The sequence below is a fragment of the Clavibacter tessellarius genome (assembly GCF_001618005.1).
Lineage (GTDB): Bacteria > Actinomycetota > Actinomycetes > Actinomycetales > Microbacteriaceae > Clavibacter > Clavibacter tessellarius_A.
In genome coordinates this window covers 1-15277 of record NZ_LQXA01000049.1, presented here as the reverse complement: position 1 = coordinate 15277, position 15277 = coordinate 1, and the positions used below count along the sequence as shown (strand labels likewise).

The following is a 15277-nucleotide window of genomic DNA, read 5'->3' as shown; positions in this document are numbered from 1 at the left end:
CCCTCCGGTCGGGTCGGCGAGCGCCGATGACCGGAACCTAGGACACCGGGTCGGCGCCGCGCGCGTCTGTCCACATGCCCACCCGGACGCGGCTCAGCCCAGCGACGCCACCCACTCGCTCGTGCCGTCGTCGAAGGCCTGCTGCTTCCAGATGGGGACGCGCTGCTTGACCTCGTCCACCAGGAGGCCGCACGCGGCGAACGCGTCAGCGCGGTGCGCGGAGGAGACGGCGCAGGTGAGCGCGACGTCGCCGATGCCGAGGCGGCCGATGCGGTGCTCGACGGCGATGCGCACGTCGGGGTACCGGGCCGAGACGTCGAGCGCGACCTGCTGGATCGCCTGGCGGGCGGCCGGATGCGCGGAGTAGTCGAGCCAGAGGACGCCGCGGCCGTCGTCGTGGTCGCGCACGACGCCCTCGAAGGTCACGACGGCGCCGGCGTCGTCGGCCCGGACGGCGTCGGCGCAGTCCTCGACGCGGATCGCGCCGCCGGCGATGCGGGCGAAGAGCACGCGGTCGGCGGTCACGAGGCGGCTCCCGCGTCCACAGACGCGGCGGCGGGTCGCGTGTCGGCGTCCGCGTCCGTCGCCGGGTGCACGGAACCCCGGATCTGCGCGAGCACGTGGTCGAGGATCCCGTCGAGCAGCCCCAGCCCGTCGCGCACACCACCGGGCGAGCCGGGCAGGTTCATCACGAACGCGCCGCCCGCGACGCCCGCGTGCCCGCGGGTGAGTACGGCCGTCGGCGTGTGGGCCGTGCCGACGCGGCGGGCCTCCTCCATGATCCCGGGGAGCTCGAGGTCGAGGAGCGGCCGCGTCGCCTCGGGCGTGCGGTCGGTGGGCGTGACGCCGGTGCCGCCGGTGGTGAGGATCACGCGCGCGTCGCCCGCCACCGCCTCGGCGAGCGCGGACGCCACCCCGGGTCCGTCCGCGCGCACGAGCGGACCGACGACCTCGAAGCCGCGCTCGGCGAGCCAGGCGGCGATGACGGGTCCGGTGCGGTCCTCGTACTCCCCTGCGGCAGCACGGGTGGAGGCGACGATCACGACCGCCCGGCCGCGCGGATCCGCGGCGCTCACGCCCGCTCCCAATCGCCGGACTTGCCGCCCTGCTTCTCGCGCACGAGCACGTCGGTGATGACGGCCCGCGCGTCGACGGCCTTGAGCATGTCGTAGAGCGTGAGCGCGGCGACCGAGGCGGCGGTGAGCGCCTCCATCTCCACGCCCGTGACGCCCGTGGTGCTCACCGACGCGACCACCGTGAGCCGGTCGTCGGCCCCCGTGATGTCGATCTCGATCCGGCCGATCGGCAGCGGGTGGCAGAGCGGGATGAGGCTCGAGGTCTGCTTGGCCGCCATGATGCCCGCGATGCGGGCCGTGCCGACCGCCTCGCCCTTGGGGAGGTCGCCGGAGATCACCGCCGCGACCACCTCGGGCCGCGTGACGAGCACGGCCTGGGCGACGGCGCGGCGCTTCGTGACGGCCTTGTCGGTCACGTCGACCATGTGGGCGGATCCGTCCTGCCGCAGGTGGGTGAGGGACGGCGTGGCGGCCGGCGTGGCGGGATCAGTCATCGATGCTCCAGACGGTGACGGGGTCGCCGGCCTCGAGCCGGGCGACGTCCGCAGGGATGTGGACGAGGTGGGTGGCGGTCGCGTACGCGTGCAGCAGGTGCGATCCGGGCCCGCCGACCGCGACGACGCGTCCGTCGGCGTCGAGGCGCCCGCGCCGCACCTGGTGCTTGCCGGCGGGCGAGTCGAGCGGCTCCGCCAGCGGCAGCTCGCGGGACGGGCGGTCGGGATGCGCGTGGCCGGCGATCCGCCTCAGCACCGGACGGAGGAACAGCTCGAAGGAGACGAGCGCGCTGACGGGGTTGCCGGGGAAGGCGACCACGGTTATCCGCGCGCCGCCGACCTCGGCCGTGCCGAGGCCCTGCGGCCCGCCCGGCTGGACCGCGACGGAGGCGAACTCGACGCCGCCGCCCTCGAGCACGTCGCGCACGACCTCGTAGGCGCCGGCGCTGACGCCGCCCGTCGTGATCAGGAGGTCGACGCCGGTCGCGGCGTCGCGGAGGGCGTCGCGGACCCGGTCGGGGTCGTCGGACGCGACCCGCAGCGGACGGACCGCGGCGCCGGCGTCCTGCAGGGCCGCGGCGAGCGCGATCGAGTTGGCGTCGTGGATCTGCCCGGGCGCGAGCTCCTCGCCGGGGCCGCGCAGCTCGAGACCGGTGGAGAGGAGGAGCACGACGGGGCGGCGGCGGACCGCGACGCTCGCCACGCCCGCGGACGCGAGGACTCCGAGGTGCGCGGGCAGGAGGCGCGTGCCGGCCGCGACGAGGACGCCGCCCGCGGCGAGGTCGCTGCCCTGCGCGCGGACGAACGCACCCGGATCCACGGGTGCGGTGAAGGAGACGGTCGCGTCCGCGGCGCCCTCGTCGACGAAGCGGTCGGGCGTCGCGGCCTCGATGGGCACGACCGCGTCCGCACCGGGCGGGACGGGCGCGCCGGTCATGCAGGGGGCCGCGGTGCCGGGCGCCAGCGGCTCGGGCGCGACGCCCGCGGGGATGCGCGGGGCGATGCGGAGCGTCGCCGGACGCGCGTCGGTCGCGCCCGCGAGGTCGGCCGCGCGCACCGCGTAGCCGTCCATCTGCGAGTTGCGGAACGGCGGCAGGTCGAGGGGGCTGGCCACGTCGCGGGCGAGGACGCGGCCGACGTGGCGGTGCGGATCCGCCGCGAGCGCCTCGGCGGAGACCGGCAGCTCCTCGGGCGGCAGCTCGGCGAACGGCGCGAGGAGGGCCTCGACGGCGGATCGGTGCTCGTCGACCGTGCGGCGTCGTCGGTCCGCGGGGCGGTCGGGGGTCATGAGCCCATCATCCCCCGGGGCGGCGGCGCTCGCCGTGCAGATGATCGCCGTGGTGACGGCGGGGCGGGGCTGCTCGTCGCCGCTGTGCGCTCGGCGGCCGGTCGCCGGCGCTGAGCTGCGGCCCCGCATGGGTCCGCCGCTCCTCCCCAGGCGCCGGCCGTACGCGCGTGTCCGGGTCCCGAAGCCGCCCCTGCCGTGCGCCGCCCGGCCGTCCTAGGGTCGGACCATGACCATCGCCGCCCGCGGGCAGAACCTCGTCGACCTCCACACCGCACCCGAGCTCCTCCGGGTGGTGAACGTGTGGGACGCCATCTCGGCCGCCGCCATCGGCTCGCTGCCCGAGACGAAGGCGCTCGCCACCGCGAGCCACTCCATCGCCGCCACCTTCGGGTACGAGGACGGCGAGAGGATCCCGCTCGACCTCCACCTCGACATGATCGGCCGCATCGTCGCCGCCGTCGAGCAGCCCGTCTCCGCCGACCTCGAGTCGGGCTACGGCGATGCGGGCGAGACCGTGCGCCGGGCCGTCGGCGTGGGCGTCGTCGGCGCCAACCTGGAGGACGGCATGCGCCCCCTCGCCGACTCGATCCGCGCGGTCGAGGCCGCCGTCGCCGCCGCGCAGGCCGAGGGCGTCCCGTTCGCGCTCAATGCCCGCACCGACGCCTACGTGCTGGGCGGGGACCGCGACCGGTCCGACATCCTGGCCGACGCCGTCGAGCGCAGCCGCGCGTACCTGGCCGCCGGCGCCACGTCGGTCTTCGTGCCCGGCCCGCTCACCGAGGACGAGGTGCGCACGCTCGTGGACGCGCTCGGCCCGCAGCGCCTCACGGTCATCGGCGTCCCCGGATCCCTCTCCCCCGCCCGCTTCGAGGAGTTGGGCGTCGCCCGCATCTCCTACGGGCCGTGGACCCAGCGGGTCGCGCTCACGGCACTGCAGGACACGGCGAAGGACCTGTACGCGGGTGGCGCGCTGCCCGAGGGGACGCGCCCGCTCAACTGAGCGGGTCACGTCCGCGTCGAGCGGGGCGCGGCGGATGCGGTCGAGCCCGCGTCCACCGCGCCCTGGTTGACTGGCCACCCACCCGAAGGAGCACGACGTGACCGACACCCCCGCCGCGGCGCCCGCCGCATCCGCCCCCCGCGCCGAGATCGGCGTCATCGGCGGCTCCGGCCTCTACGCGCTGCTCGACCCCGCCACGAGCGAGTCCCACCGCGTCGAGACGCCGTTCGGCCCCACCTCGAGCGAGGTGACCGTGGGCGAGCTGGCCGGGCGGCGCGTCGCGTTCCTCACGCGGCACGGCGCGGACCACTCGGTCGCGCCGCACCTCATCGACTACCGGGCGAACGTGTGGGCGCTCGCGTCTCTCGGCGTCACGGCCATCGTGTCGTCGTCCGCGGTGGGCGGCGTCTCGCCGGACTACCCGCCGGGATCGCTCGTGCTCACGGACCAGCTGCTCGACCGCACGTGGGGCCGACCCGACACCTTCTTCGACCAGGGCGTCGTGCAGCACCTCTCCGCGGCGGATCCCTTCGACCCCGAGCTGCACGGCCTCGCCGCCGCCGCGCTCGTGGAGTTGGAGGGCGGCGACCGCGCGGATCCCGCGGGGCCGCTCCGTACCTCCGGCACGGTCGTCGTGATCCAGGGGCCGCGCTTCTCCACCCGCGCCGAGTCGCTGTGGTTCCGCCAGGCGGGCGCGCACATCGTCAACATGACGCAGTACCCGGAGGTCGTGCTCGCGTCCGAGCTCAACATCGGCACGGTCAACCTGTCGTTCGTCACCGACGCCGATGCGGGCCTCGCGCCCCTCCCCGGCGAGCAGGGCGACGCCGTCACCGCCGAGCTGGTGTTCGCCCGGCTCCGGGAGGCGCAGCCGCGCATCGTGCGGGCGATCGAGGCGGTCGTCCGCGCGATCCCGGCCGACTACCGCGGCCGGCCGCTCATCGACCGGGACGCGGTCGCCTCCGTGCTCGCGCGACCCGCCTCGGGCGCCGGCGACGCGACGGGTGCGCGCTCGTGAGCGACGGGATCCTCCTCGTCACGGGCGGCGCCGGGTTCATCGGCGGCACGGTCGTCGCGGCCGCCCTGGCGGAGGGGCGCCGCGTGCGCATCCTCGACTCGCTGCGCGCCGACGTGCACGGCGGCACCCCCGAGATCGACCCGCGGGCGGAGCTCGTGCACGGCGACGTCACGGATCCGGACCAGGTGGCCCGCGCGCTCGACGGCGTCGACGCCGTGTGCCACCAGGCCGCCAAGGTCGGCCTCGGCGTCGACTTCCTCGACGCCCCCGACTACGTGCACACGAACGACGGCGGCACCGCCGTGCTGCTCGCCGCCATGACGCGCGCCGGCGTCGACCGGCTCGTGCTCGCGAGCTCCATGGTGGTCTACGGCGAGGGCGCCTACGCGGGCGCAGACGGCCCGGTGCGCCCGCCCGCGCGCCGCGTCGCCGACCTCGACGCGGGGATGTTCGATCCGGTCGATCCCGCCACGGGCGAGCCGCTCGTCCCCGCGCTCATCGGCGAGGACGTGCCCCTGGATCCGCGCAACGTCTACGCCACCACGAAGCTCGCGCAGGAGAACCTCGCCAGCTCCTGGACCCGCGCCACGGGCGGTCGCGCGGCAGCCCTCCGGTACCACAACGTGTACGGGCCGGGCATGCCGCAGAACACGCCCTACGCGGGCGTCGCGTCGCTGTTCCGCTCGGCGCTCGCGCGCGGCGAGGCGCCCCGCGTCTTCGAGGACGGCCGGCAGCGCCGCGACTTCGTGCACGTGCGCGACGTCGCCGGCGCGAACCTCGCCGCCCTCGCCTGGACCGCGGATCGAGAGGCCGGGTCCTTCCGCGCCTTCAACGTGGGCAGCGGCAGCGTGCACACCATCGGCGAGATGGCGGAGGCGCTCGCGTGGGAGGCGGGCGGATCCGCGCCCGTCACCACGGGCGAGTACCGGCTCGGCGACGTGCGGCACATCACCGCCTCCTCCGAGCGGCTCCGCACGGAGCTGGGATGGGCGCCGCAGGTGGGCTTCGAGGAGGGCATGCGGGAGTTCGCGACGGCGCCCCTGCGGACCGCGGTCGGCTGAGCGCCGGCCCACCGCGCGTGCAAGGGCGGGCCGGGAAGGCCGCGCGTGGCGGGCGTGTCGCGCGACTGGGGCGTGCCGCTCTCCGCGGCAGCCGCGGCAGCCGCGGCAGCCGCGGCGTCTGCGGGCGAGGCGGCTCGGTCGCCTGCCGGGCGAGGCGGCTCGGTCGTCGTCCCCGGGTGCCGATCGGCGGGGCATCACGGTACCCCCGGCGGACGAGACCACCGGCGCGCGCCCGCGAGACTGGTCGCATGACCCCCGCTGCATCCCGCCGCGCCGCCATGCGCTGCGGCATCGCCCTGACCGTGAGCGCCGCGACGCTCGCCCTCACCGCGTGCTCCGACATCACCGACGACCTGGCCGACATCTACGCCATCACCTACGAGGTGACCACGACGGGGGCGGCGGACGGCGGGCTCGCGGATGTCTCCTACGCGGAGGCGGCCCGCCGCGGTCACCCGTCGATCGTGAAGGAGGTCGGCACCGTGTCCTTCTCCCCCGGCGACGACTCGGCGAGCTCGATCTGGTCGGCCGAGACGGTCGTCACCGCGGAGGACTGGGCCTTCGTCCAGGCGACTCCGCGGGACGGCGAGGCGCTGACCTGCCGGATCCTCGTCGACGGCGTGAAGGAGATCGCCTCCTCGACGGCCGCGGCGGGCCAGCCCGTGACGTGCCAGGTGCCCACCGCGCCGTTCAGCTGACCCGCGCCGGTCGCGCCGGGCCCGCCGCCCGCGCCGACCGACCCGGATCCCGCCGCTCAGTACTTCGCGGACTGCCCGCCGTCGATCGGCAGCACGGCCGCGTTCACGTACGCGGCGTCCGAGGACAGCAGGAACGCGACGACCGACGCGATCTCCTCCGCCTCGCCGTAGCGCTTCGTCGGGTTGCCCTGGATGAACTGCTCGGCGGCGCCGCGCGGGTCGTCGGCGCTGATCTGCTTCATCGACGCCTCGACCATCGGCGTCCAGATGGCCCCGGGCGCGATCGCGTTGACGCGGATGCCGAACTCGCCGTACTCGACGGCGGAGTTGCGGGTGAGGCCCACGACGCCGTGCTTCGCCGCCGCGTAGCCGGACTGGTTGCCGACGCCGCGGATCCCGCCGACGCTCGCGGTGTTCACGACCATGCCGGAGCCCTGCGCGCGCATCACGGCGAGCACCTTCTCGAGGCCGAGGAACACGCCGCGGAGGTTGATGGCGACGACCTTGTCGAACTCGGCGGCCGTGAAGTCCTCGGTGAGGTTCTGGCGGCCCTCGATGCCGGCGTTGTTGAAGAAGCCGTCGATGCGGCCGAAGCGCTCGATGGTCTGCTGCACGTAGGCGTCGACGTCGGACTCCTGCGACACGTCGGCGATGACGGTGAGGACCTCGGCGTCGGGCGCGGCGGCGGTGACGGCCTCGACGGTGGCGGCGAGGCCCTGCTCGGAGATGTCGACGAGGGCGAGGCGGGCGCCCTCGGAGGCGAGGCGGACGGCGGCGGCGCGGCCGAGGCCGGATCCGCCTCCCGTGATGAGGACGACCTGGTCGGCGAAGCGGGTGGTGGTCATGGGGTCTCCTGACGAGTCGGGGACGGCGGCCCGCGTCTCGTGGGCGGAGCCACTGGTCCATGCGATCGCATGGACATACCTACCGTAGGTCGGGATCCTGGGCACCGCCTCCGCGCACCGCCCGCCGCTCGGGCGCCCGCCGCTCCATCCCCCACCGCACCGCGACGAAGACGATGCCGGCGAGCACGATGTGCACGAGCACCAGCGCGATCGCGTCGGGCTCGGCGAACGCGACGTCCCAGCCCGACGACGCCCAGGCCATGCCGCCCAGCAGCACCCGGGTGACCGTGAGCTGCATCCAGTGGAACGCCATCGCGATGAGGAGCGCGCCCTCCACCGGGATCCGCCGTGCGGCGATGAGCGCGAGCCCGAACAGCCCGAGCTGGAGCACGTACACGACCGCGTCGTTCCCGGCGGGAATCGGCGTGAAGGCGCCGGTGTCCGACCCCGTGAGCGTCCGCACGATCCAGCGGCCGGACTCGATCACGACGCCGGTGGCGGGGAAGAGGGCGGTGGTCACGAGGGTGGCGACGACGAGGCCGGTGCCGTCGCGGAGGTTCGTCCACATGTACCCGCGGAGGGCGAGCTCCTCCGGGATCGCCTCGTAGAGCGCGAGCACGAGGCCGTTGAGGAGGAGGAAGCCGACGAACGCGGCGGCGTCGATGCCGTCGACGCGGATCCAGCCGAGGAGGCCGGCCGGGACCCAGACGACCGCACCCGTCACCGCGCCCACCCCGACGCCCAGCGCGATCGGCCGCCCGATCCGCCGCGAGAGGCCGAGGGACGCGAGGCTCCGGCGATCGAGCCGCCGGCGCAGGAGCACCACGGCGGGCACGACGAGCGCGGACATCAGCACGGCCTGCAGGACGATCCTGGCGAGCAGGCCGGCGCCGGTCGCCTGCTCCACCACGTCCGTGATGCCGATTGCCAGGCCGAGACCCACGCCGAGCACGACCCAGGCGAGGAGCGCGACCGCGACGGCGCGGATCCACGACTGCGGGCGGCGCGTCTGCGCGTCGAGGCGCGGATCCGGCGCGAGGGCGGCCGGGTCGTCCCGGTCGGCCGATGCGTTCGGGCTGGAGGCGGAGGGGCGGGCGGATGCGGGCACGGAACTCGTCTCGTCGGCGGATCGTGGGCGGCGGGCGTCCTCACCCATGCTGGCCGCAGGGTCCCCGGCGCGCGACCCCGACGGCGGCCTGGCCCGCTTCTGGGGCGCGGGATCAGGCCGCAGACGCCCCCGCTTGGCCGCCGGCCGACGTCGCCGCCTCCGGCTCCGTCGCCGGCTCCGGCTCCGGCTCCGGCTCCGGCTCCGGCTCCGGCTCCGTGAAGTCGAACACCAGCACCCCGTGCGGATCCGGCGCCAGCAGCCGCCCCACGAACCCCTTGAAGGCGGCGTGCTGCACATCGATGCGCGCCGGATCCGCGATGAGCGGCTCCCCGAGGTAGAGGTTGCGGTCGCCCTCCGAGGAGAAGGTCAGCACGAAGCCGAGCTCGAAGCCGCGACCGACGCCCTCGGGGCTCGACTGCCGACCGGCGTGAAGCGAGCGGATGTACGGGCCGGACCCGTCGGGGTGCGGCGAGTCGGCGAGCGCGCGGAAGCGGCGCTCCACGTCGTCGCGGTCGGCGGGCGTCGCGTCGTCCCGGAGCCGGAACAGCACGACGTGGTGCACGAGGCCGGGGACGTGGTCGCGGGCGGTGAGCTGGGCGTCGGTGAGGGCGGGGCGGGCGTCGGTGGTCATGTCCGGATCATGGCCCGATCCGGCCGGGTCGGCGCGGAGGCCGCCGACTGACCCGGATGGGGCCTCGCCACGGCGGGACCACCGCCGTACCGTGGGCGGTACCCGCACGACCGCACGGCCGCACGGACCCACGGCCGCGGCGTCCGGGCCCGCGACGAGGAGGCCGCATGTCCGACCCGCTCGACGGCCTCGACCCCGACGCCGCCCTCGCCCGGCGCCTCCGCGACGATCCCGATGCCGCGCGCCGTCTCGAGGGGCTGCGACGCACCGCCTACGGCCGCGACGGATCCACCGCGCCGCTCGTCGAGGTCCCCGCCGACCTCCGCGCGCGCACGGGGTACGACGAGGCCGAGCTGCCGGCGCCGCTCGTCGCGCTGCTCGCGGCGGAGGCACGGCTCGTCGACGAGGGCGCGGCGCTGCTCGCGGCGGAGCGGCCCGCGGTCACGGCAGCGGACGCGGACGCGGCTTCCACGCCAGCGGCTCTCGACGACGACCGCGCAGCGGACGCCCCCGTCGCCGCGCCCGCCCGCCGCCGGGCGCTCCGACCCGGTCCGCTCGCGGTTCTCGCGGCCGGCGTCCTCGTGCTCGCCGGGCTCGGCGTCGCCTCCGCCGCAGGCCTCCTCGACGCCGGCCGCACCACCGCCTCGCCGCCGCCCTCGAGCGGCGGCTCCACCGCCACCGCGACCGCCACCCCGCGCGGCCAGGCGATGGGCACGCCCGACGGCCGACGCGGATCCGTCGTCCCCGACTTCACGGCCGATCCGCCCGTCCCGGTCCCGCAGACCGATGCCGAGCTGGCCGAGAGCCTGCAGGTGCGCGCCGATCAGGCCTGGCGCCTCGTGCTCGACCAGGAGCCCGACGCGGTGCGGCCCGACGTGCAGACGGAGCGCGTGGTCGACGAGGAGGACCACATCGACCAGCAGATCGCCTGCCTGCGGGACGCGGGCGTCACGGCGTCCAGGGTCGGAGACGACAGCTACGAGCTGACCGACGCGGATCCGGTCGCCGTCTACGTCTGCCAGGTCCGCTTCCCCCAGCGGGAGGCCGGCCCGCGATCCGACGCCGAGCTGGCCTACATCCACGACTACTACCTCTCCTACCTGATCCCCTGCTACGCCGCGGAGGGGAGGCCGTACGACGGCGAGGTCCCCGCGGTCGACGACTTCATCGCCGCCGTGCGCGCCGAGCGGCCTTGGACCCCATTCCCGCGCGCCATGGACGAGCGGATCGCCGAAGCGTGCCCGGTGCTCCCGGCGGCCTACCGGTGACGGCGGCGGCCGCGACCGCCGCGGTCGGGGAGACCGGTGACCCCCGCGCGCGCCGCCCCGCCGCCGCACTCACGGAGGTCCGATCCCCCCGCGGTTAGGGTGGATCCCGTGCGCGCGACCCCCGGACCCTGCCCCCGCGCCACCGGTCCGCGATGACGGACCGGCACAGCCCCTTCACCCCCGACGACGACGGCGCCTCGCCCTTCGACCGGCCCGCGCGCTCCTCGCGTCCGCGACGCGAGCGGATCCGCGACCGACGTGCCCGCGACGCCGAGGCGGGAGCCGGCCCGGCGACCGGCCCGGCGACCGCGACCCTCACGGCCCCGCCCCCGCCCGCCGCGCACGACCACCCCCACGACCACGACACCCCGCGCCCGTCCCCCACCGGGATCCGCACCGGCCTCGTCACGGGCCTCGCCCTCGTCCTCCTGCTGCTCGCCCTCCGCGCCGCCTCCCCCGCGCTCGGCGACAGCGTGCTCCCCGACCGCCTCCAGGACCTCGTCACGCTCTCGGTCAGCGTCATCGTGGAGTCGCTGCCGTTCGTGATCCTCGGCATCGTCCTGTCGATCGTCGTGCAGGTGTGGGTGCCGCCCGGCGTCATCGAGCGCCGCCTGCCGCGGAACCCCTTCGCGCGCCGCGCCTGCATCTCGTTCCTCGGCATGGCGCTGCCGGTCTGCGAGTGCGGCAACGTGCCGCTCGCGCGCGGCCTGGTGGTGCGCGGCTTCACGGTGCCGGAGTCGATCACGTTCCTGCTGGCCGCGCCGATCCTCAACCCGATCACCATCATCACGACGCACGCGGCCTTCGGCTGGGACGGCTGGATCCTCGTGGCCCGCCTCGTCGGCGGCTTCCTCATCGCGAACGTGGTCGGCTGGCTGTTCAGCCTCCACCCCGAGCCCGACCGGCTCCTCACCGACGAGTTCCGCGCCGAGTGCGCGCTGCCGGACCCGCACGCGCACGGCGGCGCCCGCGTCCGGAAGTCGATCTCGCTGTTCGGCCGCGAGGCGACCACGATCATGCCGGCGCTCGTCATCGGCTCCCTGCTGGCCGGCCTCATCCAGGTCGCGGTGCCGCGCGAGGTCCTCGTCACGCTCGGTGGCAGCCCGATCCTCTCGGTGCTCGCGCTGATGCTCCTGGCCTTCGTCGTCTCCGTCTGCTCCAACGTCGACGCGTTCTTCGTGCTCTCGTTCGGATCCGTGTTCCTCCCGGGCGGCATCGTCGCCTTCCTGGTGTTCGGCCCGGTCATCGACGTGAAGATGCTCGCGCTCATGCGCACCACCTACTCGACCCGCACGCTCGTGATGATCACCTCGGTCGTCGCGCTGATCAGCCTCGCGCTGGGATGGGGAGTCAATGCCATCGCCTGACGACCGGACCGACGGACACCCGATGCCCGCCGACGCGAGCGCCGCGGACACCCGCACCGCCGACCGCGCGGCCCCCGCCCTCCGCCGCGCCCGCCGCCGCCGTGCCGCGGGCGGCCGCGCCTCCTCCACCGTGGGCCTCGTGCTCCTCGCCGCGTGCATCGTCTCGACGCTGTGGCTCACGATCACCGGCCAGCTCGGCCTCTACATCCACCCGCGCTACTTCGTGTTCACGGCGATCATGGCGGTCATCGGCCTCGTCGCCACCGTCGCCGGGTTCGCGCTCCGCCCCGCCGAGGCGGCCGACGACCACGATCACGCGCACGACCACGACGGCGGCGGATCCGCGTCGCCCGCCGCCCGCCGCACCCTCCGCGCCCGCGCCTCCCGCGTCGCCGTCGCGACCGTCGTCACGATCACGGTCGTCGCCGTCCTCGTGCTCCCGCCGCGCACGCTCACCCAGAGCACGGTGACGCAGCGTGCCCTCAACTCGAGCACGGTCTCCTCCGACGCCGCGCCCGACCAGGAGCTCCTCGGCACGAGCGACTTCTCCACGCTCGGCGTCAAGGACTGGTCGCAGCTCCTCGCGCAGACCACGGACCCCACCTTCTTCACCTCGAAGTCCGTCGACATCACGGGCTTCGTCAGCGCCGACCCCGACGACCCGGAGGACGTCTTCTACGTGACCCGCTTCGTCGTCACCTGCTGCGCGGTCGACGCGCAGCCCGTCGGCGTGCCCGTCTACCAGCCCGGCTGGAAGTCGACGCTCCAGACCGACGAGTGGGTGGAGGTGAAGGGCCCCTTCGCCTCGAACCCGAGCGCGAAGAGCCGGCAGCCGCTGGCCGTGATGCCGCAGGGCGTGACGAAGGTCGACCAGCCCGCCGACCCCTACGTCTACTGAGCCATCCGTGACCGACGCCGCCCGATCCCCGCGCGCCTTCCGCCGGGCGTTCACCGCCGTGATCCTCGTGCTCGTGCTCGTCGCCGGCGGCCTGCTCGCGGTCGCCGGCAGCCAGGGGCCGCGGCTCGTGCGCACCGACGTGGATCCGCTCGCCGTCGTGCAGCAGTCGCGCCAGCGGCTCGTGCTCGCGGCGAACCGGCCGGTGGCGCCGATCGACGCGTCCCGCGTGCGGATGGAGCCGGGCGCCGACTTCACCGTGGACACGCAGGCCGACCGCATCATCCTCGACTTCACGCGCCCGCTCGCCTACGACGCCGACTACACGGTGTCGATCGACGGCGTCCAGGGCGTCGGCGGCGGCCCCGCGTCGGACCTCGCGACGTCGTTCCGCACGGGCGACCCCGGCATGTACGTGCTCGTCCGCGGCGGCGAGCAGCAGGCCGACCGCATCCTCCGCCAGGACGTCGCCGGGAGCGGCGAGGGCACGAGCGACGTGGTGTTCCAGGCCACGAAGATCCAGGAGTACGCGGTCGTCGGGAAGTCGCTCGTGGTCGCGACGCTCCAGGACGACGGCACGAACGGGCTCGTCATCGCGGCGCTGGACGGATCCGGCCAGGCCGACCTCCCCCTGCCCGGCCGCGGCGCCCTCGACGACCTGCACGCGGAGGACGCGGGCACCACGGTCGGCTTCCGCTTCACGAGCGCGGACGGCGGGCCCTACGACGACACCCTCATGGTCGACGACGTGGGCGCCGGTGCCGCCCCAGCTGCCGTGACGGGCCTCGACGGACGGGAGCTCAGCGTGCAGGCGTGGGGCTTCGTGCCCGGCCGCCCGCAGCTCGTGGCGCACGGGCAGGACGGCGACCTGTACCTCGTGACGGTCGACGGATCCACGCCCATCGTGCCGCTCGGCCGCCACGGCACGCTCGGCCCGTTCTCGGCGGACGGCACGCGGCTCGCGGTCACGGATCCGGGTTCGACGACCGAGATCGACCTCCGCACGGCGCAGCAGACGCGGCTGCCCACGGAGACCGGCGGCGCCGACCTGCAGTACGACGGCGCGATCTCGTTCGTGCCCGGCGACGACGCCGCGGTGCTCCGCGTGCGCACGTCCCTCGACGCCGGGACCGGCACCGCCACGCAGCGGCTCGTGGTCGTGCGCGACGGGAAGGCGAGCGACGTGTACGTGCCCGCGGATCCCCGGACCCGCATCACGGGCCTGAAGGTGACGCCCAACGGCCGCTTCGCGCTGCTCGAGACCGTGCCGGATCCGGCCCGCGGCGCGAGCGACGACTACCCGCGGAACCCGCGCGACTCGACCGTGACCACGCTCTTCGTCGAGCTCGCCACCGGCACGGTGACCCGCAGCGTGGCGGGCTTCGCGGTCACGATCGGCTGATCCCGCGCGGACCGTCGGAGGATGGACCCATGACGCATCCTCCCGTGACCGACATCGCCGCCGAGCTCCGCGAGGTGACCGCCCACTGGACGCCCCGGGTCGTGGGGCGGGTGAACGACCAGTACGTGAAGGTCGCGAAGCTGCTCGGCGAGCTGACGTGGCACGCGCACGACGCCGAGGACGAGATGTTCCTGGTCGTGTCGGGCCGACTCCGCATCCAGCTGCCCGACGACCGGGAGGTCGTGCTCGGACCCGGCCAGTTCCACGTCGTGCCGCGGGGCGTGCGGCACAACCCGGTCGCCGACGAGGAGGTGGAGATCGTCCTGATCGAGACGGTCACCACGGCGCACACCGGCGAAGTGGTCGTCCCGGGCACGGTTCCGGTGGAGCGCCAGGTCGGCGACTTCCGCTGACGCGAGGTCGCGGGATCCGCCCCCGCACGCACGACGGCCCCGGCTCCCGATGAGGGAGACGAGGCCGTCGATGCGTTCTGCTGTGATCGCAGGTGGTGCGTCCCGGCGGAGCCGGGTGGGTGCTACTTGGTGTTGACGGTGATCTTGGCGATGCCGACGACGAGCTTGTCGGTGACGGCGTCGGTCTTGAAGGTGCTGTTCAGCAGCGATGCGGCGTCGGGGCTGATCTTGACCGTGGTGCCCTCGAGGACGGCCTTGTCGCCCTCCATCGCGAGGGGCTTCAGGGTCGTGCCGTCGAGGTTGAAGATGTAGACGTCCTTCATGACCTCGCCGTCGCCGACCTGGACCGAGCCGGTGAGGCGGCTGGTGCCGGGGTCGATGACGAAGTCGGTGAGCTTCACGACGGTCGAGCCGGCGGTGAGGCTGATGCCGGAGCCGGAGTGGTCGATCTCGCCCTGGACGTAGGGGCGGTAGGACTGCTGCGGGTCGAAGTACTTCACGTTGCCGCCGGTGATGGGGAACGCGAGGGTGCCGGTGGCGCCGTCGAGGGTCGCGGTGCCGATGACGCCGGGGGTCAGGCCCAGGGTCGTGAGGGCGCCGGTGAAGCCGGAGTCGAGCGTGACCTTGGTGTCGACGCCGGTGAGCTTCGGGATCGTGGCGAGAGCGGTCGGGTTCGCCTCGGTCGTCGCGGTCGCGGCGGGCTTCGACGAGGA

At 75.0% G+C, this 15277-nt stretch carries 17 protein-coding genes; 9 read left to right on the top strand and 8 right to left on the bottom strand.

Translation table 11 applies throughout. The features are described 5' to 3' along the window. Positions 1 to 93 precede the first annotated feature (93 nt). The 4 genes from AWH51_RS13185 to glp are packed head-to-tail and all read right to left on the bottom strand — an operon-like array spanning position 94 to position 2858. Positions 94 to 525: a molybdenum cofactor biosynthesis protein MoaE gene (locus AWH51_RS13185; RefSeq protein ID WP_063072522.1), complete on the bottom strand. Its 432-nt coding sequence runs from the start codon at positions 523 to 525 to the stop codon at positions 94 to 96. Beyond that, the gene (locus tag AWH51_RS13180) at positions 522 to 1076 is read right to left on the bottom strand and encodes a MogA/MoaB family molybdenum cofactor biosynthesis protein (RefSeq protein ID WP_063072521.1); all 555 of its coding nucleotides are present in this window, start codon (positions 1074 to 1076) and stop codon (positions 522 to 524) included. The genes AWH51_RS13185 and AWH51_RS13180 overlap by 4 nt, the downstream gene beginning before the upstream one ends. Beyond that, entirely contained in the window at positions 1073 to 1570 is a 498-nt protein-coding gene (moaC, locus tag AWH51_RS13175; protein ID WP_063072520.1) for a cyclic pyranopterin monophosphate synthase MoaC, read from the bottom strand. The genes AWH51_RS13180 and moaC overlap by 4 nt, the downstream gene beginning before the upstream one ends. After that, complete coding sequence (glp, locus tag AWH51_RS13170) at positions 1563 to 2858, bottom strand: gephyrin-like molybdotransferase Glp (RefSeq protein WP_063072551.1); 1296 nt, start codon at positions 2856 to 2858, stop codon at positions 1563 to 1565. The genes moaC and glp overlap by 8 nt, the downstream gene beginning before the upstream one ends. A 226-nt stretch (positions 2859 to 3084) precedes the next feature. Here glp and AWH51_RS13165 point away from each other — a divergent pair, with 226 nt between their 5' ends. From AWH51_RS13165 to AWH51_RS13150, 4 genes are all read left to right on the top strand, one after another. Beyond that, positions 3085 to 3858, top strand: a complete 774-nt coding sequence (locus AWH51_RS13165) for an isocitrate lyase/PEP mutase family protein (protein ID WP_063072519.1) — start codon at positions 3085 to 3087, stop codon at positions 3856 to 3858. A 97-nt stretch (positions 3859 to 3955) separates the two neighbouring features. Then, the gene (locus AWH51_RS13160; RefSeq protein ID WP_063072518.1) at positions 3956 to 4876 is read left to right on the top strand and encodes an MTAP family purine nucleoside phosphorylase; all 921 of its coding nucleotides are present in this window, start codon (positions 3956 to 3958) and stop codon (positions 4874 to 4876) included. Next, on the top strand, positions 4873 to 5937 hold the full coding sequence (locus tag AWH51_RS13155) for an NAD-dependent epimerase/dehydratase family protein (RefSeq protein WP_063072517.1): 1065 nt from the start codon (positions 4873 to 4875) through the stop codon (positions 5935 to 5937). Before AWH51_RS13160 ends, AWH51_RS13155 begins: the two co-directional genes overlap by 4 nt. A 248-nt stretch (positions 5938 to 6185) precedes the next feature. Beyond that, positions 6186 to 6635: a hypothetical protein gene (locus AWH51_RS13150; RefSeq protein WP_063072516.1), complete on the top strand. Its 450-nt coding sequence runs from the start codon at positions 6186 to 6188 to the stop codon at positions 6633 to 6635. A 56-nt stretch (positions 6636 to 6691) separates the two neighbouring features. Here AWH51_RS13150 and AWH51_RS13145 read toward each other — a convergent pair whose 3' ends face one another. The 3 genes from AWH51_RS13145 to AWH51_RS13135 all read right to left on the bottom strand — a co-directional run bounded on the left by AWH51_RS13145 (position 6692) and on the right by AWH51_RS13135 (position 9219). After that, positions 6692 to 7480, bottom strand: coding sequence for a glucose 1-dehydrogenase (locus AWH51_RS13145; RefSeq protein WP_063072515.1), 789 nt, complete (start codon positions 7478 to 7480; stop codon positions 6692 to 6694). Positions 7481 to 7559: 79 nt separating this feature from the next. Further along, a complete protein-coding gene (locus tag AWH51_RS13140; RefSeq protein ID WP_063072514.1) occupies positions 7560 to 8588 on the bottom strand; it encodes a type II CAAX prenyl endopeptidase Rce1 family protein in 1029 nt (342 codons plus the stop codon). A gap of 112 nt (positions 8589 to 8700) precedes the next feature. Continuing rightward, positions 8701 to 9219, bottom strand: coding sequence for a Dabb family protein (locus tag AWH51_RS13135; protein ID WP_081235125.1), 519 nt, complete (start codon positions 9217 to 9219; stop codon positions 8701 to 8703). A 167-nt stretch (positions 9220 to 9386) separates the two neighbouring features. Here AWH51_RS13135 and AWH51_RS13130 point away from each other — a divergent pair, with 167 nt between their 5' ends. From AWH51_RS13130 to AWH51_RS13110, 5 genes are all read left to right on the top strand, one after another. Further along, positions 9387 to 10487 carry a hypothetical protein gene (locus AWH51_RS13130; RefSeq protein WP_063072513.1) on the top strand — a complete coding sequence of 367 codons (1101 nt, stop codon included), beginning with the start codon at positions 9387 to 9389 and terminating at the stop codon, positions 10485 to 10487. 473 nt (positions 10488 to 10960) lie between these two features. Beyond that, entirely contained in the window at positions 10961 to 11854 is an 894-nt protein-coding gene (locus tag AWH51_RS13125; RefSeq protein WP_043588478.1) for a permease, read from the top strand. Between the two features lie 22 nt (positions 11855 to 11876). Further along, a complete protein-coding gene (locus AWH51_RS13120) occupies positions 11877 to 12752 on the top strand; it encodes a TIGR03943 family putative permease subunit (RefSeq protein WP_254654581.1) in 876 nt (291 codons plus the stop codon). A 7-nt stretch (positions 12753 to 12759) separates the two neighbouring features. Beyond that, positions 12760 to 14151, top strand: coding sequence for a hypothetical protein (locus AWH51_RS13115; protein WP_063072512.1), 1392 nt, complete (start codon positions 12760 to 12762; stop codon positions 14149 to 14151). Between the two features lie 29 nt (positions 14152 to 14180). Next, complete coding sequence (locus AWH51_RS13110) at positions 14181 to 14564, top strand: cupin domain-containing protein (protein ID WP_063072511.1); 384 nt, start codon at positions 14181 to 14183, stop codon at positions 14562 to 14564. Between the two features lie 122 nt (positions 14565 to 14686). Here AWH51_RS13110 and AWH51_RS13105 read toward each other — a convergent pair. Continuing rightward, positions 14687 to 15277 (bottom strand): hypothetical protein (locus AWH51_RS13105; protein ID WP_063070863.1); only part of this gene is annotated, 591 nt, incomplete at its 5' end.